This is a genomic window from Streptomyces sp. BA2, from assembly GCF_009769735.1.
GTDB lineage: Bacteria > Actinomycetota > Actinomycetes > Streptomycetales > Streptomycetaceae > Streptomyces.
This window is the reverse complement of sequence record NZ_WSRO01000002.1, coordinates 3,615,717-3,635,999: the sequence shown is the minus strand read 5'-3', so window position 1 is coordinate 3,635,999 and position 20,283 is coordinate 3,615,717. Positions and strand designations below refer to the sequence as shown.

Genomic DNA, 20,283 nt, shown 5'->3' with positions numbered 1-20,283 from the left:
CCGGTGTGGTCCCTAGCTGGAAGTCGCTCATCGTCCGCCCCTCACATCCGGAAGACGCCGAAGCCGGGCTCGCCCAGCGGAGCTTCGGCGCACGCGGTCAGGGCGAGGCCGAGGACCTGCCGGGTCTCCATGGGGTCGATCACGCCGTCGTCCCACAGCCGGGCCGTGGCGTAATAGGCGTTGCCCTGCTGTTCGTACTGGGCGCGGACCGGGTCCTTGAAGGCCTCCTCGTCCTGCGCCGACCACTCCTCGCCACGCGCCTCCAACTGGTCGCGCTTGACCGTCGCGAGGACCGAGGCGGCCTGCTCGCCGCCCATCACGGAGATCTTGGCGTTCGGCCACATCCACAGGAAGCGGGGGGAGTAGGCACGGCCGCACATCGAGTAGTTCCCCGCGCCGTACGAACCGCCGATCACCACCGTCAGCTTCGGCACGCGCGTGCAGGCCACCGCCGTCACCATCTTGGCGCCGTGCTTGGCGATGCCGCCCGCCTCGTAGTCCCGGCCGACCATGAATCCGGAGATGTTCTGCAGGAAGACGAGGGGGATGCCGCGCTGGTCGCACAGCTCGATGAAGTGGGCGCCCTTCTGGGCGGATTCGGAGAACAGGATGCCGTTGTTCGCGATGATGCCGACCGGGTGGCCGTGCAGGTGGGCGAAGCCGGTGACGAGCGTCTGGCCGTACTCCGCCTTGAACTCGGCGAAGCGCGAGCCGTCGACCACGCGCGCGATGACCTCGCGGACGTCATAGGGGGTACGGGAGTCCGTGGGCACCGCCCCATAGAGCCCGAGAGGGTCGGCCTTCGGCTCCTCGACCGTGCGGACCGGCCAGGGGAGTTCGCCGCGCTCGGGGAGCGTGGAGACGATCGTCCGCACGATCCGCAGCGCGTGCGCGTCGTCCTCCGCGAGGTGGTCCGTGACCCCGGAGACCCGGGAGTGGACCTCGCCGCCGCCCAGCTCCTCGGCCGTCACGACCTCGCCGGTCGCCGCCTTCACCAGGGGCGGGCCGCCGAGGAAGATCGTCCCCTGATTGCGGACGATCACCGCCTCGTCGCTCATCGCGGGGACGTACGCGCCGCCCGCCGTGCACGAGCCGAGCACGGCCGCGATCTGCGGGACGCCGGCGCCGGACATCCGCGCCTGGTTGTAGAAGATCCGCCCGAAGTGCTCGCGGTCCGGGAAGACGTCGTCCTGCATGGGCAGGAAGGCACCGCCCGAGTCCACCAGATACAGACAGGGGAGGCGGTTCTCCAGCGCGACCTCCTGGGCGCGCAGATGCTTCTTCACCGTCATGGGGTAGTACGTCCCGCCCTTGACGGTGGCGTCATTGGCGACGATCACGCAGGTGCGCCCGGAGACCCGGCCGATGCCGGCGATGACTCCGGCGGCCGGGGCGTCCCCGCCGTACAGACCGTCGGCCGCGAGCGGTGCCAGCTCCAGGAAGGGCGAGCCGGGGTCGAGCAGGGCGTCCACGCGGTCGCGGGGCAGCAGCTTGCCGCGCGCGACGTGGCGGGCGCGGGCCCGCTCGCCGCCGCCGAGCCTGGCCGCCGCGAGCTTGGCCCGCAGGTCGTCGACGAGGGCGGTGTGCGCCGCCTCGTTCGTCCGCCATGCTTCGGACGCGGGATCAGCCGCGCTCGCCAGCACTGGTGCCTGCAGCATCAGTCGAGCCCCCTTGCTCGGTTAATGAGCGTTAACGCATTTCCATCAGGTTAACGAGCGCTAACCGCCCTGTCTAGAATTGATTCCATGGCCACCAGAACCGACGCCCCCACCCGTCGCGAGCAGATCCTCAAGGAAGCCGCCCGGCTCTTCGCCGAGCGCGGCTTCCACGGAGTCGGAGTGGACGAGATAGGAGCCGCCGTCGGTATCAGCGGGCCCGGTCTCTACCGCCACTTCGCGGGCAAGGACGCGATGCTCGCCGAGCTGCTCGTCGGCATCAGCGGGCAGCTCCTGACAGGCGGCAAGCGGTGTGTGGCCGAGGCGGACGGGTCGCCGCAGCAGGTGCTCGACGCGCTCATCGCGGGGCACATCGACTTCGCCCTCGACGACCGCTCCCTGATCACCCTGCACGACCGCGAGCTCGACCGCCTGAGGGACACCGACCGCAAGCTGGTCCGCCAGCTCCAGCGGCAGTACGTGGAGATCTGGGTCGACGTGGTGCGCAAGGTCTATCCGGACCTCGCCGAGAACGCGGCCCGCGTCTCCGTTCACGCGGTCTTCGGGCTGCTCAACTCCACGCCGCACCTGAGCCGGCGCGACGCGCTGCCCAGTCGCGGCGCCATGGCGGAGCTGCTGCACGGCCTCGCGCGCGGGGCCTTCGCGGCCGCGGTGGCGTGACGGGAGCGACAGGACTTCTCTCTGGACGGTCCGGTGACCGGCGGGTAACGTTTGTCTGAGCAAGCGCTTAGTCCGTGCTTGGACCACAGTGAGCCGCTGGGGCCGTCGTAGCAGAGGGAGTTTTCCGTGCGCCGTACCGTTTTCAATGAGGACCACGAGGCGTTCCGGGAGACCCTGCGCGCCTTCATCGAGGCCGAGGTCGTCCCGGTCCACGAGGAGTGGTTCGCCGCGGGTCAGGTGCCGCGCGAGTTCTACTACAAGCTCGCCGAGCTCGGTCTCTTCGGCATCAGCGTCCCCGAGGAGTTCGGCGGCGCCGGCATCGAGTCGCACAAGTTCGAGGCCATCCAGTACGAGGAGACGGCCCGCGCGGGCGTCACCTTCGGCGGCTCCGGCGTGCACGTCCTGCTCGCCCTGCCGTACATCAAGGCGCTCGGCACCGACGAGCAGAAGAAGCGGTACCTGGAGAAGTTCGTCTCCGCCGAGGAGATGTGGGCCCTGGCGATGACCGAGCCGGGCACCGGCTCCGACCTCGCGGGCATGAAGACCACCGCCAAGCTCTCCGAGGACGGCACGCACTACGTCCTCAACGGCTCCAAGACCTTCATCACCGGCGGCGTGCACGCCGACCGCGTGATCGTCTGCGCGCGTACGTCCGCGCCCACCGCCGAGGACCGCCGCTTCGGCATCTCCCTCTTCGCCGTGGACACCAAGTCCGAGGGCTACTCCATCGGCCGCAAGCTCGACAAGCTCGGCCTGAAGACCTCCGACACCGCCGAGCTCGCCTTCGTCGACGTCAAGGTCCCCGTAGAGGACCTCCTCGGCGAGGAGAACAAGGGCTTCTACTACCTCGGAAGCAACCTCCCCTCCGAGCGCTGGGGCATCGCCTACGGCGCGTACGCGCAGGCCAAGGCCGCCGTCCGGTTCGCCAAGGAGTACGTGCAGGACCGCACCGTCTTCGGCAAGACGGTCGCCTCCTTCCAGAACACCAAGTTCGAGCTCGCCGCCTGCCAGGCCGAGGTGGACGCCGCCGAGGCCGTCGCCGACCGCGCCCTCGAGGCCCTGGACGCGGGCGAGCTGACCGCCGCCGAGGCCGCGTCCGCGAAGCTGTTCAACACCGAGGTCGCGCACCGCGTCATCGACAAGTGCCTCCAGCTGCACGGCGGCTACGGCTTCATGAACGAGTACCCCATCGCCCGCCTGTACGCGGACAACCGCGTCAACCGCATCTACGGCGGCACCAGCGAGGTCATGAAGATGATCATCGCCAAGAACATGGGCCTGTAGAGACTGCCCTCTGAAGACCGCCCTGTAGAACTGCATTCATGAACCAGGCACTTGAGTCCCTCCTCGATCTGCTCGACCTGGAGCAGATCGAGGAGGACATATTCCGGGGCGTGAGCCGCTCGGCGCTCGTCCCGCGCGTCTTCGGCGGCCAGGTGGCCGCCCAGGCGCTGGTGGCGGCAGGTCGCACGGTCCCCGCCGAGCGGCCCGCCCACTCCCTGCACGCGTACTTCCTGCGTGCCGGGGACCCGGGCGCGCCGATCGTCTACACCGTCGACCGGATCCGGGACGGCCGCTCCTTCACCACGCGCAGGGTCGTCGCCGTCCAGCACGGGCAGCCGATATTCCACCTCTCCGCGTCCTTCCAGACGTACGAGGAGGGCCTGGAGCACCAGACGGGGATGCCGTCGGCCCCCGACCCGGAGACGCTGCCGACCGCCGCGGAGATGCTGCCGCGCCATCTGCCCGCGCACGTCGCCGAGCGCCTGATCGAGGCCCGCGCGGCCGTCGACCTGCGCTACGTGGACGCGCCGCCCTGGGCCACGGTCGGGCAGCCGCGCGAGCCGCGCTCCCAGGTGTGGTTCCGCACGAACGGCAAGCTCGACAGCGGTGTCGACGCGTCTTTGCTGCACGTCTGCCTCGCCACGTACGTCTCCGACATGACGCTGCTCGACTCGGTGCTGCTCGCGCACGGCCGCGGCGGCTGGGCGGTCGGTGACGTCGTCGGTGCCTCGCTCGACCACGCGATGTGGTTCCACCGCCCCTTCAGGGCGGACGAATGGCTCCTGTACGACCAGGAGTCGCCGTCGGCGTCCGGCGGACGAGGCCTCGGCCAGGCCCGGATCTGGACGCAGGACGGGCAGCTCGCGGTGACGGTGATTCAGGAGGGCGTCGTCCGCGTCCCCCGCTGACCGACCGCCTGACCGACGTTTCGCGTTCCTCGCTGATCGGACATACCGTCCGATACATGAGTGAGCAACCGTCAGAAGGCGGCGGCGAGAGCACCTTCACCGTCATCGTCGCCGCCGTCGCCAATCTCGGGATCGCCGCCGCCAAGGCCGTCGCCGGCGTCATCAGCGGGTCGAGCGCGATGCTCTCCGAAGCGGCGCACTCGGTGGCCGACACGGTCACCGAACTGATGCTGCTCGTCTCCCTCAGGAGCAGCGAGCGGCCCCCCGACGAGGACCATCCGCTCGGCTACGGAGGGGCCCGTTACATCTGGGCGCTCCTCGCCTCCGTCGCCACCTTCGTGGGCGGTGGCGTGTTCGCGGTCTACGACGGCATCCACACCCTCACGCACGGCCAGGACCCCGGCGACCCGCTCGTCTCGTACATCGTCCTGGGAATCGCCTTCCTCCTGGAGGGCTACTCGCTGCGGACGGGGCTCAAGCAGGCGAGCGGTGAGGCGGACCGCTTCGGGGTGCACATCAAGCGCTACCTGAGGCACACCCCCGACACCGCGGTGAAGGCCGTCGTGATGGAGGACTCGGCGGCGCTCGTCGGCCTGGTGCTCGCCGCGGCCGGGCTGCTCGGCGGGCAGCTCACCGGCTCCGGTGTGTGGGACGGTGTCGCCTCGCTGTGCATCGGCGTCCTTCTTGTGTACGTCGCCTGGGTCCTCGGGCACGCCAACTCGGAGCTGCTCATCGGGCGTCCGCTGCCCGCGCAGATGCGTGCCGCGGTGCGGGCCGAACTGCTCGCCGACCCGCACGTCGTGGACGTACTGGAGCTGACCACGCTCCTCCAAGGGCCCAGGGAGGCCCTCGTCGCCGCCAAGGTCGACTTCCGGGACATGTCCACGGCCGGGGACATCGAGCAGGCCTGCGACCGGATGGCGCACCGTGTTCAGGAGCGGTTCCCGGCGGTCAGACGGGTGTACCTGGACCCGACGCCGGGCCCCGCTCAGGACTCGGGGGTCAGCCCCGCCGCGTCCAGCAGGTAGGCCGTCAACGGGTCGTAGAAGCGCGGGCTCGTGACGTGGTCGTCCAGCGGGACCGTCACCTGCACGGTGCCTTCGGCCTCGCCGATGAACAGCGCGGGGTCGTTGCAGTCCGCGTATCCCACGGAGTCGATGCCGCGCTGGCCCGCACGCCCTGCCCAGCCGTGGTCGGCGACGACCAGGTTCGGCAGCGGGCGCCCCTCGCGCTCCAGGCCGTCCAGGATCGCGTTCATCGGCTCGGGGGAGTGCGTGTGCCACAGCGTCGCGCCGCGCTCCAGCATCGCCACGTCCGCGAACTGGAAGACCATGCCCTCGTCGGCGGTGAGGCCCTCCGGGATGACGACGATCTCGCAGCCCGCCGCGCGCAGGGCGGCCGCCGTCGCGCGGTGCACGTCGAGCAGGCCTCCGGGGTGGCCGGTGGCGAAAAGGACCCTCTCCTTGCCGGCCGCGGCCTTACGAAGGCGCGCCGCCATCCGCTCCAGGGCGTCGACCGTCAGCTCGGGGTCGATGGTGTCCTGCCCGTGCCGGAACTCGGCGTCGTCGATCACGCCGCACCGCTCGGCCATCACCGCGAGGACGTCCTGCTCGTCGGTCCAGCGGTCGCCGAGCTCCAGACCGAGCCAGTAGTGACGGTCGCCGTTCGCGAGCTTCCTGTAGTGGCTGAGGTTGTTCTCGCGGGGCGTGGCGACGTCGCCCGCGATGCGGGAGCGTACGAGGTGATCGACAAGCGCGGCACGGCTGGGTATCGGCATGGGTCCTATTCTGCCGTCGGTGACCGCGCGGTGGCGGGCAGTCCCGAACCCTGGGACTGTGAGGTGCACTGCGTTGGGCGCCCCCTCAGCGCCCTCTGCTCAACGCGAACCACAGCTCCATCCGTACGTCCGGGTCGTCCAGGTCCGCCCCCAGCAGCGTCGCGCACCGCGTCACGCGCTGCCGCACCGTGTTGCGGTGGACCCCCAGCGCCGTCGCTGTGCGGTCCCAACTGCCGTGCAGGGAGAGCCAGGTGCGCAAGGTCTCCGTGAGCGCCTCGCTGCCGCCGAGCGGGGCGAGCAGCACGCGCGCGTGGGCCGCGGCCTCCGCGGGCGCCACCAGAGCGGCGATGCCCGCCTCGCGGTGCCGGACGAGCGGCGCGCGGGTGGCCTCGGCGCGGCGCAGGGCGCGGTCCGCCTGGGCGTCGGCGGCGGGCAGGTCCCCGGTGGCGGTGGGTGCGGAGGCGCCGATGGTCCAGCCCGGCTGCCCGGCGAGCTCGCGGTCGGCGGGGAGGAGCAGCCGTACGAGGTCCTGCTCCGCGTCCGCGTCGACCAGGCCGCTGCCCAGCGCCGCGGCCAGCGCGGAGGCGGCGACGGAGTGCGCCACCGGGTCGTTTCCGGCATCCCCGCGCGCGTGCACCACGGTCCACTCGTCGGCCCCCAGGAGAGGCGCGACATCGCCCGCGGCCGAGCCGAGCAGCAGCCGCACGAGCGCCGCCGACCGTACGGCGTCGGCGGCGCCCTGGTGCTTCCCGGTGAGGAGGGAGAGCAGCACGACGGCCACCCCGGTGATGGTGTGATCCCCCGGTTCGCGCTGCTCGGCGGCGACCCCCAGCGCGAACCCCTGCCCGCCGCCCAGCGCGTACGCCGCGAGGTGGGCGCCGCCCACGGAGTCGGTGGCGGAGGCGGGAGCGGGGCCGGGGCGCCCCGCGGGACGTACGACTTCGGAGAGGTCACGCACCGCCTGCCGCGTGCCCGCCACCGGAGCTGTCCCCGCCGTGTGGAGCACCGCGCCGTCCGGAGCGTAGAGCGCCGCCCAGCCGCCCAGGCGCGCCGCGAGCTGGCGAAGCACCGCGGGCACCGGGTCGGGGCGCGCGGCGGCCGTGGCGAGGCCCTGCTGCGCCTGCGTCACGCGGCGCAGCTCGGCGAGCCTGGCCTCCGCGACCAGCTGCCACACCGCGCGGGCGACCCCGCTGAACGTCGTGCGCGGCGGCACCTCCAGGAGCGGAAGGCCGTAGTGGTCGCAGGCCGTCACCAGGGCGCGCGGCACCGTGTCGTGCACGGGCGCGACGCCGAAGCCGAGGGCCGCGCCGCCCGCCTCGACGATCCGCGCCACGTAGTCGTCCAGATAGACCCCCGCGCCACCGGGATCCGTGATGTGCACGCCCGCCGTCAACAGCAGCTCGCCGCCCAGGAGATACGGGTACGGGTCCGCCATCTCCGAGGTGTGCACCCACTGGACGGCCGCCCCGCTCTCCCCGGCGTCGGGGCCCGCGATCTGGCGCAGGCCCAGATCGTCCCGGGCGAGGAGCGCGGTCAAGGGGACGGGGGGCGTCGGGGGAGGGGCTGACGGGGCGACGGGGTCCGGCACGGTGGATGTTCCATCCATATCGATCGCGGCGAGTGGATGAAACGTACACTTCAGCGTTGCTTTCCGGCCACCTAAGGTCGTGCCGACCCCAGGCCGCGGGTACGGGCGGATGTCCCCGCGGCTGGTTGCCACCCCCCAATTGGCATCACCCCCATCTGCACGACACGCCACCGAGGTGCGCGAAGGAGGGCCCTATGGCCGTCGACTACACAGTGATCGTCGTCTATCTCGCCGGCATGCTCGCCATGGGCTGGTGGGGCATGCGCCGCGCCAAGTCCAAGAGCGAGTTCCTTGTCGCCGGACGCCGCCTCGGACCGTGGATGTACTCCGGGACCATGGCCGCCATCGTCCTCGGCGGCGCGTCCACCATCGGTGGCGTCGGCCTCGGCTACCAGTACGGGCTCTCCGGCGCCTGGATGGTCTTCACGATCGGCCTCGGCCTGCTCGCGCTGAGCGTCTTCTTCTCGGCGCGCATCGCCCGGCTGAAGGTCTACACCGTCTCCGAGATGCTCGATCTGCGCTACGGCGGGCGCGCGGGCGTCATCTCCGGGGTCGTCATGTGGGCGTACACGCTGATGCTCGCGGTCACCTCGACCATCGCGTACGCCACGATCTTCGACGTCCTGTTCGACATGAACCGCACGATCGCGATCATCCTCGGCGGCTCGATCGTCGTCGCCTACTCGACGCTCGGTGGCATGTGGTCCATCACGCTCACCGACATGGTGCAGTTCGTGGTGAAGACCATCGGCGTGCTGCTCCTGCTGCTGCCCATCGCGGTCGTCAAGGCCGGTGGCTTCAGCGAGATGAAGGCCAAGCTGCCCACGGAGTACTTCGACCCGCTGGGCATCGGCGGCGAGACGATCTTCACGTACGTCCTGATCTATACGTTCGGCATGCTCATCGGGCAGGACATCTGGCAGCGCGTCTTCACGGCGCGCAGCGACAAGGTCGCCCGCTACGGCGGCACCGTCGCCGGTACGTACTGCCTGGTCTACGCGATCGCGGGCGCCGTCATCGGCACGGCCGCCAAGGTCATGTACCCGAAGCTGCCGAGCGCGGACGCGGCCTTCGCGACCATCGTCAAGGACGAACTGCCCATGGGCGTACGGGGATTGGTGCTCGCCGCGGCGCTCGCCGCCGTGATGTCCACGTCCTCCGGAGCGCTCATCGCCTGCGCGACCGTCGCCAACAACGACATCTGGTCGCGGCTGCGAGGGGTCGTGAAGGCCGACGGAGCGGGCGACGAGCCGCACGACGAGGTGAAGGGCAACCGCCTCTTCATCCTGATCATGGGCATCGCCGTCGTCTGTATCGCCATCGCCCTCAATGACGTCGTCCAGGCGCTCACCGTCGCCTACAACCTGCTCGTCGCCGGACTTCTCGTGCCGATCCTCGGCGGGCTGCTGTGGAAGCGCGGCACCGCGGAGGGCGCCCTCGCGGCTGTCGCCGCCGGTGGTCTCTCCGTCATCGGGCTCATGTGGGGGTACGGAATCCTCGCCAACGAGCCCATCTACTACGGCCTGCTGATCTCCCTGGCCGTGTACGTCGTCGTCTCCCTCGCCACGAAGCCGACCGACGCCCAGGTCCTCGCGGCCTGGCGCGAGCGGCTCGCGGGCCGGGGGTCCGATGAGGAGGCGGAGCCGCAGGCTCCGGTCACCGTCTAGTTTCTCCGCGCGGCCCACTGTCAGTGGGCCGCGCGACACTTGTCCCAGCAGCACAGCATCACTCGTACCAGCAGGAGGAAACCGACCATGAGCAGCGCCGAGACCCCGACCCCCCGCGGCCCGGTCGACTCCTCCCGCATCCCCCGGTACGCGGGCCCGGCGACCTACGCCCGCCTGCCCCGTCTCGACGAGGTGGGCGGCAAGACGGACATCGCCGTGGTCGGCGTGCCCTTCGACACCGGCGTGTCGTACAGGCCCGGCGCCCGCTTCGGCGGCAACGCCATCCGCGAGGCCTCGCGCCTCCTGCGTCCGTACAACCCCGCGCAGGACGCCTCGCCCTTCGCGCTCGCGCAGGTCGCGGACGCGGGCGACATCGCCGCCAACCCGTTCAACATCAACGAGGCGGTCGAGACGATCGAGGCCGCCGCCGACGACCTCCTCGGCTCGGGCGCCCGCATGATGACGCTCGGCGGCGACCACACCATCGCCCTGCCGCTGCTCCGTTCGGTCGCCAAGAAGCACGGCCCGGTCGCCCTGCTGCACTTCGACGCGCACCTGGACACCTGGGACACGTACTTCGGCGCCGAGTACACCCACGGCACGCCGTTCCGCCGGGCCGTCGAGGAGGGCATCCTCGACACCGAGGCGCTCTCGCACGTGGGCACGCGCGGCCCGCTGTACGGCAAGCAGGACCTCACCGACGACGAGAAGATGGGCTTCGGCATCGTCACGTCGGCGGACATCTACCGCCGCGGCGCCGACGAGGTCGCCGACCAGCTGCGCCAGCGCATCGGCGACCGCCCCCTCTACATCTCCATCGACATCGACTGCCTGGACCCGGCCCACGCGCCCGGCACCGGCACCCCGGAGGCGGGCGGCATGACGTCGCGCGAGCTCCTGGAGATCCTGCGGGGGCTCTCCTCCTGCAACCTCGTATCGGCGGACGTCGTCGAGGTCGCCCCCGCCTACGACCACGCGGAGATCACGGCCGTCGCCGCCTCGCACACCGCGTACGAGCTGACGACGATCATGTCCCGCCAGATCGCGGAGGCCCGCCGGACCACCGAGGGGAGCGCGGCCAAGTGACGCACGACCACGACGTAGTCCTGCGGCCCACGGACGCGCAGACGCGGGCGGCCCTGAACCCGCCCGCGGGGCGCAACGGCGGCGACCTCGTCGTGGAGACCCTCCAGGGCCTCGGCGCGACGACGGTCTTCGGTCTCCCCGGCCAGCACGCGCTCGGCATGTTCGACGCCCTGCGCCGCTCCTCCCTGTCGTACGTGGGGCTGCGCGTCGAGAACAACACGGGCTTCGCGGCGGACGCGTACGGCCGGATCACCGGTGAGGTGGCCCCGCTGCTTCTCTCCACCGGACCGGGCGCGCTGACCTCGCTCGCCGCGCTCCAGGAGGCGGCGGCCGGTTCGTCGCCCGTGCTCGCGATCGGCAGCCAGATCCCGGTGGCGGGCCTCGGCGGCGGCCGGCACGGCTACCTCCACGAACTTCGCGATCAGCAGGCGTCGTTCAGGGATGTGGTCAAGTCCGTGCACACGGTGCGTACGGCCTCGCAGATCCCTTCCGCGATCGCGGCGGCCTGGGAGTCGGCGCTCACCGCCCCGCACGGCCCGGTGTGGGTGGAGATCCCGCAGGACGTGCTGCTCGCTGAGACGACCCTGCCCGTCGTCACGGCCATGGACGCGACCCCGGACGAGGTCGTCCCGCGCCCCGAACTGACCGCGGTGGCGGCCGACCTGCTGTCCCGTGCCGAGCGCCCGGCGATCATCGCGGGCGGCGGAGTCGTGCGCTCCGACGCGAGCGGCAAGCTGCTCGCTCTCGCCGAGCTGGTGAACGCCCCCGTCGTGACGACCTTCGGCGGCAAGGGCGCGTTCCCCTGGGAGCACCCGCTGTCGCTCCAGTCGTGGCTGGAGGACCGCTACACCACGGACTTCCTGGAGGACGCGGACGTCCTCCTGGTGGTCGGCTCCGGCCTCGGTGAACTGTCCTCGAACTACCACACGTTCAAGCCGCGCGGCCGGGTCATCCAGATCGAGGCCGACGCGGGGAAGCTGGAGTCCAACCACCCGGCGCTCGGCATCCACGCGGACGCGCGGCTCGCGCTGTCCGCGCTCCTGGAGACGATCGACACCCCCCGCGAAGACGCCTCGGCCCCCGAGCGGGTGCGGACGGTCCTCTCCAAGGTCAAGGAGCGGATCGCCGCCCAGGAGCTCACCCTGGAGCAGCAGGTCCTCGCGTCGGTGCGTGAGGCCCTGCCGGACACGTCTCCGTCCTTCTGGGACATGACGATCCTGGCGTACTGGGCCTGGTCCGCCTTCGACGCGCGCCACCCGAACACGATGCACTCGGCCCAGGGCGCGGGCGGCCTCGGGTACGGCTTCCCGGCGGCACTCGGAGCGGCTGCCGCCGACCCCTCGAAGCCGGTCCTTGCGGTGTCGGGCGACGGCGGCGCGATGTACTCCCTCGCGGAACTGGCCTCGGCCAAGCAGCACGGCCTGCCGGTCACCTGGCTGATCGTGGACGACGGGGGGTACGGCATCCTCCGGGAGTACATGTCGGACGCCTTCGGCGAGCCCACGGCTACGGAGCTGTCCCGCCCCGACTTCGTCGCGCTCGCGGAGTCCTTCGGGGTGCCGGGGGTCAGGACGACTCCGGAGACCCTGCGCGACGACCTGACGAAGGCGCTCGCGGAGCCCGGCCCCTCGGTGGTCGTGCTCCCGGCGGTGCTGCGGATGTTCGAGCCGACGCACCTCTGAGCCGACGGGCGCCGTGACACGGGCTGATTACGGATCGGTCATCTGTTCTCAAATTCGTACATCCATTTACCGGTGCCGGTGAGTCATGTGAGGTGAGTGCGCCGGGGGGCGTGCTTGTACGGGCCCCGAGGGTCTTGTACGGACCCAAGGGGATGGGGAAACTCCATGACTCACCCGGTATCCGGGATATCCAGGCGTGCCCGCGTGCTCTCGGCGGGACTCGCCGCCGGGGTGCTCGTGCCGCTCGGCGCGGTCGCGACCGCCACGCCCGCCGCGGCGGCGACACCGCAGGTGACCTGCACCTCCGCGCAGTCCGGCCTGGCCGCCAAGCTGACGAAGGACATCACGGCGGCGCTGAAGAACCGCAAGGGCACCGTCGCGGTCGGCCTCCGCGACCGCACCACGGGCACCACCTGCACCCTGCGCGCGACCACGTCCTTCGACTCGGCGAGCGTCGTCAAGGTGACCGTCCTCGCGGCGCTGCTGTGGGACGCGAAGAAGACCGACCGGAAGCTGTCGGCCCGTGAGTCCGACCTCGCGTACGCAATGATCACCAAGTCGGACAACGCGGCGACCAGCAAGCTCTGGCGTCAGCTCGGCACGGGGAAGATCAAGGCGTTCCTCGCGGCCGCCAAGATGACGAAGACGGTGCCGGGATCCGGCGGATACTGGGGCCTGACCCGGATCAACGCGGCCGACGAGCAGAAGCTCCTCGCCCTGATCACCGCCCAGAACTCCGTCCTCAGCGACAACGCGCGCGCCTACATCCTCAAGCTGATGGGCAAGGTCGTCTCCTCGCAGCGCTGGGGCACCCCTGCGGGCGCGCCGTCCGGGGTCAAGATCCACGTCAAGAACGGCTGGCTGCAGCGGTCGACGCACGGCTGGCGGGTGCACAGCATCGGCGCGTTCAAGGGCGGCGGCCACGACTACACCCTCTCGGTGCTCACCCACGGCAACAGCACCATGAACTACGGCGTCGCCACCATCCAGGGCGTGGCCAAGGCCGTCCACAAGGATCTGACGCCCACGGCTCCCGCGGCCCGGCGCTACACCCCGACGGAAACGCCGCAGGAGGCCTTCGTGGCGGTCCCCGGGTCCTAGGAGGGGACTAGAAGGGGACTAGGAGGGGCCTAGGACTTCAGGCCCCTCTTTGTTGCGACGGGATGAAATCCGCATCCCCCCGGGTTGTGCCTCTCGGCAGGTCAGGTCGACGGGAGGCACGCAGTGGCGCAGCAACGGGGTGGGGCCGGACCGGAGAAATCCGGCGGTGCAGGGCCGGAGAAATCCGGCAGTGCAGGGCCGGAGAAATCCGGCTGGGCGAAACGGCTCACGGGATACGCGTGGCGGTACCCGAAGGACGTCGTGCTCGCGCTCGGCGCCTCGCTCGCCGGCATGGCCGTCATGGCGCTCGTCCCGCTCATCACCAAGGTGATCATCGACGACGTCATCGGCGACAAGACCCGCTCCATGGGCCCCTGGGCCGCCGCCCTCATCGGCGCCGCCCTCCTCGTCTACGTGTTCACCTACATCCGCCGCTACTACGGCGGCCGCCTAGCCCTCGACGTCCAGCACGACCTGCGGACCGAGATGTACGGGACGATCACCAAGCTCGACGGACGGCGGCAGGACGAGCTGTCCACCGGGCAGGTCGTCGGACGCGCCACCAGCGACCTCCAGCTCATCCAGGGTCTGCTCTTCATGCTGCCGATGACCATCGGCAACATCCTCCTCTTCGTGATCTCCCTCGTGATCATGGCGTGGCTCTCCGTCCCGCTCACCCTCGTCGCGCTCGCCGTGGCCCCCGCCCTCTGGTTCATCGCCAAGCGCAGCCGCAACCGCCTGCACCCCTCCACCTGGTACGCGCAGGCCCAGGCCGCCGCCGTCGCCGGAGTCGTGGACGGCTCCGTCTCCGGCGTACGCGTCGTGAAGGGGTTCGGCCAGGAGGACCAGGAGACCGGGAAGCTCAGGGAGGTCGGGCGCAAGCTCTTCGCGGGACGCCTTCGGACCATCAAGCTGAACTCCAAGTACACGCCCGCGCTGCAGGCCGTGCCCGCGCTCGGGCAGGTCGCGATGCTCGCGCTCGGCGGCTGGCTCGCGGTGCGCGGGCAGATCACGCTCGGCACGTTCGTCGCCTTCTCCAGCTATCTCGCCCAGCTCGTCGGGCCCGTCCGCATGCTCGCCATGGTCCTCACCGTCGGCCAGCAGGCCCGCGCGGGCGCCGAGCGCGTCCTGGAGCTCATCGACACCGAGCCGACGCTGACGGACGGCACCAAGGAACTGCCCGCCGACGCCCCGGCCACCGTCGAGTTCGACGACGTCTCCTTCGCCTACGAGGACAGCCGCCCCGTCCTCGACGGCCTCTCCTTCGAGATCCGGCCCGGCGAGACCCTCGCCGTCGTCGGCACGTCCGGCAGCGGCAAATCCACCGTCTCGCTGCTGCTGCCCCGCTTCTACGACGTGACGCACGGCGCCGTCCTCATCGGCGGCCACGACGTGCGCGAGCTGACCGCGGATTCGCTGCGGGCCGCGATAGGCCTCGTGCCCGAGGACTCCTTCCTCTTCTCCGACACCGTCCGCGCCAACATCGCGTACGGAAAGCCGGACGCCACCCAGGAGGAGATCGAGACCGCGGCCCGCGCCGCACAGGCCGACCGCTTCATATCCGAGCTGCCCGACGGGTACGACACCACCGTCGGCGAGCACGGTCTCACCCTCTCCGGCGGCCAGCGCCAGCGCGTCGCCCTCGCCCGCGCCATCCTCACCGACCCCCGCCTCCTCGTCCTCGACGACGCGACGTCCGCGGTGGACGCACGGGTCGAGCACGAGATCCACGAAGCGCTGCGCGGCGTCATGGCCGGGCGGACCACTCTGCTCATCGCTCACCGCCGCTCGACCCTCAACCTCGCCGACCGCATCGCCGTACTCGACGCCGGACGCCTCGCCGCCATCGGCACGCACGAGGAGCTGACGGCCGACTCCCCGCTCTACCGGCGCCTGTTGACCGACCCGGACGAGCTCGGCGGCGTCTCGCCCGGCCGTACCGTCCCGGTCGAGATCCCCGAGGACACCTCCGTACGCGACGAACTCGACGCCGAGTTCGATGCCGAGCGCGGCATCACCCCGCAGCTCTGGGTCGGTGACCGCGAGCCCAAGGACACCGCGATGTCCGGGATGCCCGCGACGCCCGAACTCCTCGCGCAGGTCGACGCGCTGCCCCCGGCCACCGACACCCCCGACATCGACGAGGCGCGCGCGGTGACGCCGGAGGAGTCGTACGGCCTGCGCCGCCTCCTCGCGGGATTCGGGAAGCCGCTGCTCTTCGCCCTGCTCCTGGTCGCCGTCGACGCGGGCATGGGCCTGCTGCTTCCCGTGCTCATCCGGCACGGCATCGACGAGGGCGTCTCACAGCTCGCGCTCGGCGCCGTGTGGGTGGCGTCCGGGCTCGCGCTCCTTGCCGTGCTCGTCCAGTGGACGGCGCAGATCGGCGAGACGCGGATGACCGGGCGGACGGGCGAGCGGGTGCTCTACTCCCTCCGCCTCAAGATCTTCTCTCAGCTCCAGCGGCTCGGACTCGACTACTACGAGCGGGAGTTGACCGGGCGCATCATGACCCGGATGACCACGGACGTGGACGCGCTCTCCACCTTCCTCCAGACGGGTCTGGTCACCGCCTTCGTCTCCGTCGTCACCTTCTTCGGCATCATGGTCGCGCTCGTCGTGATCGACGTGGAGCTCGCGCTCGTCGTCTTCGCGACGCTGCCGCCGCTGATCATCGGTACGTTCTTCTTCCGCCGCTCCAGCGTCAAGGCGTACGAGCTGGCCCGTGAACGCGTCTCCGTGGTCAACGCCGAACTCCAGGAGTCCGTCGCCGGTCTCCGCATCGTGCAGGCCTTCCGGCGCGAGCGCTCGGGCGGAAGGAAGTTCTCGCACGCCAGTGCCGACTACCGCAGCGCCCGTATCCGCGGGCAGTGGCTGATCTCCATCTACTTCCCGTTCGTGCAGCTGCTCTCGGCGGTCGCCGCGGCGGCGGTCCTGATGGTCGGCGCGGGACGCGTGGAGGCGGGGACGCTGACGACCGGCGCCCTGGTCGCCTACCTCCTCTACATCGACCTGTTCTTCGCGCCCGTCCAGCAGCTCTCCCAGGTCTTCGACGGCTACCAGCAGGCCACCGTCTCGCTCGGCCGCATCCAGGAACTGCTCCGGGAGCCGACATCGACCCGGGCCGCGGACGAGCCGCTCGACGTCCTTTCCCTGCGCGGCGAGATCGCCTTCGAGGACGTGAACTTCGCGTACGGAGACGAAGAAGAAGCCCTCAGCGACGTGCGCCTGCGGATACCCGCAGGTCAGACCGTCGCCTTCGTCGGCGAGACCGGCGCGGGCAAGTCGACGCTGGTCAAGCTCGTCGCCCGGTTCTACGACCCGACCGGCGGCCGGGTGACGGTGGACGGCACGGACCTGCGGTCCCTCGATCTGACCTCGTACCGCCACCGTCTCGGCGTCGTCCCGCAGGAGGCCTATCTCTTCGCGGGCACGGTGCGCGACGCGATCGCCTACGGGCGGCCCGACGCCACCGACGCCCAGGTGGAGGCCGCGGCCCGCGCGGTCGGCGCGCACGACATGATCGCCACGCTGGACGGCGGCTATCTCCACGAGGTCTCCGAGCGCGGCCGCAACCTCTCCGCGGGCCAGCGCCAGCTGATCGCCCTGGCCCGGGCGGAGCTGGTCGACCCGGACATCCTGCTCCTCGACGAGGCGACCGCCGCCCTCGACCTCGCGACGGAAGCGCAGGTCAACCAGGCCACCGACCGCATCGCGGGCAAGCGCACCACGCTGGTCGTCGCCCACCGCCTCACCACCGCGGCCCGCGCGGACCGGGTGATCCTGATGGACGACGGCCGGGTCGCGGAGGACGGCACGCACGAGGAGCTGCTCGCGCTCGACGGGCGGTACGCGACGCTGTGGCGGACGTTCGTGGGGGAGGCGGAGCCGTCGGCCGCCTAGGCCCTGTCGGACGGGCCCGGTGAACGAATCGGCGCTGTTTCGCAACCGTAGGCCCTACGGTCGACGTCCGTACATCAGTACGCTGATGCGGATGTGTCGGGAGGGAAATCGGTGAGCAGTGGTCGAATACGGCGGAGCCTTGCGCTCGGTGCCGTCGCCCTCGCGGGTGTCCTTCTGCTCGGGCTCGCGGGCGCCGGCGCGGCCCAGGCACAGGCGTCGGCCGGACGGTGCGCCGGGCACAAGGTGCGCACCCTCTCCTTCAGCACCGGCAAGGTCGTCCTCTACAAGAGCCGCGGCTACGTCTGCGCCGTCACCATCGCCAAGCGCCCCGGCGCCCGCAAGACGATGTCCGTCAGCGTCCAGGCCCGCGGCAACCGCCCGGCCAGGGACAAGGGCCGCTACACGCATCACGCGGGCCCTGTGACGGTGCACGCGGGTCACCGGTGCGTGTGGGTGAAGGGGGCAGTGGGCCGGGGGAGCACCAGCTCGGGCTGGATCCTGTGCTGAGGGCGGTTTCTGAGGGCCTTGCCCCCTTTGTGACGTACTGAGTCCTGGCATGACGCAAGAGCCCCTAGTGGTGAGCGAGTTGCTCCGATAAGTTCCGGCGGACGCAATCGCGAACTTAGGGGAGAGTGCATGCGCAAGGCGCTCAGATGGCTGCTGTCGCTCGTGGTCCTGATAGGCATAGGCACCGCGGGCACAGTGAGTGCGGCAGGGGCGGCCACCGCCGCGAAGCCGCAGGCCACCGACATCAAGGACAGGCTCCTCGCGATACCGGGCATGAGCCTGATCGAGGAGAAGCCGTACACCGGCTACCGCTACTTCGTCCTCAACTACACCCAGCCGATTGACCACCGGCACCCCTCCAAGGGCACCTTCAAGCAGCGCCTGACGGTCCTGCACAAGGACACCGCCCGCCCCACGGCCTTCTTCACCAGCGGCTACGGAGTCTCGACGAACCCCAGCCGCAGCGAGCCGACCCGGATCATCGACGGCAACCAAGTCTCCATGGAGTACCGCTTCTTCACGCCGTCCCGCCCCGAGCCCGCCGACTGGTCCAAGCTCGACATCTGGCAGGCCGCGAGCGACCAGCACCGCATCTTCAAGGCGCTGAAGCCGATCTACGACAAGAAGTGGGTGGCGACCGGCGGCTCGAAGGGCGGCATGACCGCCACGTACTACGAGCGCTTCTACCCGCGTGACATGGACGGCGTCGTCGCGTACGTCGCCCCGAACGACGTGGTGAACAAGGAGGACTCGCGCTACGACGAGTTCTTCGAGACGGTCGGCACCAAGGAGTGCAGGGCCAAGCTGGAGTCCGTGCAGCGCGAGGCGCTCGTGCGGCGTGAGCCGCTGGAGAAGAAGTACGCGGAGTTCGCCGAGGCAGGCAACTACACCTTCAAGACGGTCGGCAACCTCGACAAGGCGTACGAGGCCGTCGTCCTCGACCTGGTGTGGGGCTTCTGGCAGTACCAGCCGGAGTCCGCGTGCGCCGACGTCCCTGACGCGTCGTCCGCCTCGGACCAGGTGATCTTCGACTACGTCGACTCGGTGGGCGGCTGGGCCTCCTACACGGACCAGGGCCTCACCCCGTACACGCCGTACTACTACCAGGCCGGTACGCAGCTGGGCTCGCCCGACATCAAGCAGCCCTGGCTCGGCGACCTGAGCCGCTACGGCTACCAGCCGCCGCGGAACTTCGTGCCGCGTGAGATCGCGATGAAGTTCCAGTCGGGTGCCATGAAGGACGTGGACCGCTGGGTGCGGCACAACGCGACGCGGATGCTGTACGTCTACGGCGAGAACGACCCGTGGGGCGCCGAGCCGTTCCGTCCCGCGAGGGGCGCGAAGCACGACTCCCACGTCTTCACCGCGCCGGGCGCCAACCACGGAGCGAACGTGGCCGGCCTCGTCCCCACGGAGAAGGCGAAGGCAACGGAGCGGATCCAGGCTTGGGCCGGGGTCTCGACTTCGGCTACTCCGAAGCCGCTGGCTCCGTATGACGCGAAGCTGGACCGCAAGGACGCGGACCGGGAGCTGACGCTGCGGCCGTAAGGGCTCTTCTTTTCCCCAATCCCGCCCCTTCCCGAAACTGGGGCTCCGCCCCAGACCCCGCTCCTCAAACGCCGGAGGGGCTGAAAGATCAGCCCGTCCGGCGTTTGAGGACAAGGCCCCCGCGCCTAGCGGGTTTTCGGGAAGGGGTGGGGTTGGGGAAAGCCCCCCCCTCACACCCGCACCGCACACCCCACCGACTTCGCACCCCCCAGCGACACGTACAACTGCGTGGCGGCAGGACACAGGGCCCGCTCAGCCACCGCCACCGTCACCCGGTACTCCGGAGCCTTGGCCCCGGACCCATCGCAAGCCGTCTCCCGGACTTCCCCCCGCCCCGCGCTGTAGACGCAGTCCCCCACCACAGTCCGAGGCCCACCCCCACCCCCGGGGTCCCCAGGATGAGGCGACTCCAGGTTCCGCATGCAGGCGTAGCCCCGCGGCACCTCCCCGTTCCCGTCCTCGTCCACCGCGGGCCGGTTCTCGCTGATGTGGAGTACGAAGTCCGTGCGGACGGGGCAGGCAGGGCCCTCCGTCACCTTGCCGTCGTAGCGGGCGATGACCCTCGCCGCCGCCCGCTCACTGGTGCACGACACCTCCGTGAACGTCTCGCGCCCCCGCGAACTGCACTCGTCCACCGCGAGGAAGACCGCTCCGTACCCGGACGACGCCGACGAGGACGGCCGCCGGTTCGACGACTCCGATCCCGGGTCCGATGACTTCTGGCAGCCGGTCACGCCGGTCACGCCGGCGAACACCACCACCAGCACCAGCAGCCCCGTACACCTCCGGCCAAGCATGACAAGCATGACAAGCATGGCGAACCCCCCGATATGTGCACCCAGCGTGACCCGCGGGGGCGGGCGCACGCCAGGTGCGTGGGGTGCTTTGGGTCAGGTGGT

Annotated in this window: 15 protein-coding genes; 11 read left to right on the top strand and 4 right to left on the bottom strand. The window is 70.7% G+C overall.

What is annotated here, in order from left to right:
• Positions 1–41: 41 nt before the first annotated feature.
• Positions 42–1,658: a carboxyl transferase domain-containing protein gene (locus tag E5671_RS18995; RefSeq protein ID WP_160505160.1), complete on the bottom strand. Its 1,617-nt coding sequence runs from the start codon at positions 1,656–1,658 to the stop codon at positions 42–44.
• Between the two features lie 87 nt (positions 1,659–1,745).
• Here E5671_RS18995 and E5671_RS18990 point away from each other — a divergent pair, with 87 nt between their 5' ends.
• The 4 genes from E5671_RS18990 (at position 1,746) to E5671_RS18975 (ending at position 5,556) form a co-directional block, all read left to right on the top strand.
• Entirely contained in the window at positions 1,746–2,336 is a 591-nt protein-coding gene (locus E5671_RS18990) for an SACE_7040 family transcriptional regulator (RefSeq protein ID WP_160505159.1), read from the top strand.
• A 126-nt stretch (positions 2,337–2,462) separates the two neighbouring features.
• The gene (locus E5671_RS18985) at positions 2,463–3,620 is read left to right on the top strand and encodes an acyl-CoA dehydrogenase family protein (RefSeq protein WP_160505158.1); all 1,158 of its coding nucleotides are present in this window, start codon (positions 2,463–2,465) and stop codon (positions 3,618–3,620) included.
• 38 nt (positions 3,621–3,658) lie between these two features.
• Positions 3,659–4,528, top strand: coding sequence for an acyl-CoA thioesterase (locus E5671_RS18980; protein WP_160505157.1), 870 nt, complete (start codon positions 3,659–3,661; stop codon positions 4,526–4,528).
• A 56-nt stretch (positions 4,529–4,584) separates the two neighbouring features.
• Positions 4,585–5,556 carry a cation diffusion facilitator family transporter gene (locus E5671_RS18975; RefSeq protein WP_160505156.1) on the top strand — a complete coding sequence of 324 codons (972 nt, stop codon included), beginning with the start codon at positions 4,585–4,587 and terminating at the stop codon, positions 5,554–5,556.
• Here the strand turns inward: E5671_RS18975 and E5671_RS18970 are convergent.
• Both E5671_RS18970 and E5671_RS18965 read right to left on the bottom strand, forming a co-directional pair.
• Positions 5,517–6,305 (bottom strand): phosphatase, encoded by a 789-nt coding sequence (locus E5671_RS18970; RefSeq protein ID WP_160505155.1) that lies wholly within the window; start codon positions 6,303–6,305, stop codon positions 5,517–5,519. The two genes, E5671_RS18975 and E5671_RS18970, sit on opposite strands and share 40 nt — an antisense overlap.
• A gap of 85 nt (positions 6,306–6,390) precedes the next feature.
• Complete coding sequence (locus E5671_RS18965; protein WP_160505154.1) at positions 6,391–7,911, bottom strand: PucR family transcriptional regulator; 1,521 nt, start codon at positions 7,909–7,911, stop codon at positions 6,391–6,393.
• 176 nt (positions 7,912–8,087) lie between these two features.
• Here E5671_RS18965 and E5671_RS18960 point away from each other — a divergent pair, with 176 nt between their 5' ends.
• The 7 genes from E5671_RS18960 to E5671_RS18930 all read left to right on the top strand — a co-directional run bounded on the left by E5671_RS18960 (position 8,088) and on the right by E5671_RS18930 (position 19,384).
• On the top strand, positions 8,088–9,560 hold the full coding sequence (locus E5671_RS18960) for a sodium:solute symporter (protein WP_160505153.1): 1,473 nt from the start codon (positions 8,088–8,090) through the stop codon (positions 9,558–9,560).
• Positions 9,561–9,647: 87 nt separating this feature from the next.
• On the top strand, positions 9,648–10,646 hold the full coding sequence (speB, locus tag E5671_RS18955; RefSeq protein WP_160505152.1) for an agmatinase: 999 nt from the start codon (positions 9,648–9,650) through the stop codon (positions 10,644–10,646).
• A complete protein-coding gene (locus E5671_RS18950) occupies positions 10,643–12,328 on the top strand; it encodes a thiamine pyrophosphate-dependent enzyme (protein WP_160505151.1) in 1,686 nt (561 codons plus the stop codon). The genes speB and E5671_RS18950 overlap by 4 nt, the downstream gene beginning before the upstream one ends.
• Before the next feature lie 165 nt (positions 12,329–12,493).
• A complete protein-coding gene (locus E5671_RS18945) occupies positions 12,494–13,429 on the top strand; it encodes a serine hydrolase (RefSeq protein ID WP_160505150.1) in 936 nt (311 codons plus the stop codon).
• Between the two features lie 123 nt (positions 13,430–13,552).
• Complete coding sequence (locus E5671_RS18940) at positions 13,553–17,329, top strand: ABC transporter transmembrane domain-containing protein (RefSeq protein WP_160505149.1); 3,777 nt, start codon at positions 13,553–13,555, stop codon at positions 17,327–17,329.
• Between the two features lie 111 nt (positions 17,330–17,440).
• Positions 17,441–17,836 carry a hypothetical protein gene (locus E5671_RS18935; RefSeq protein ID WP_160505148.1) on the top strand — a complete coding sequence of 132 codons (396 nt, stop codon included), beginning with the start codon at positions 17,441–17,443 and terminating at the stop codon, positions 17,834–17,836.
• Positions 17,837–17,965: 129 nt separating this feature from the next.
• Complete coding sequence (locus tag E5671_RS18930) at positions 17,966–19,384, top strand: S28 family serine protease (protein WP_160505147.1); 1,419 nt, start codon at positions 17,966–17,968, stop codon at positions 19,382–19,384.
• Positions 19,385–19,554: 170 nt separating this feature from the next.
• Here E5671_RS18930 and E5671_RS18925 read toward each other — a convergent pair whose 3' ends face one another.
• The gene (locus tag E5671_RS18925; protein WP_160505146.1) at positions 19,555–20,181 is read right to left on the bottom strand and encodes a hypothetical protein; all 627 of its coding nucleotides are present in this window, start codon (positions 20,179–20,181) and stop codon (positions 19,555–19,557) included.
• Positions 20,182–20,283 lie beyond the last annotated feature (102 nt).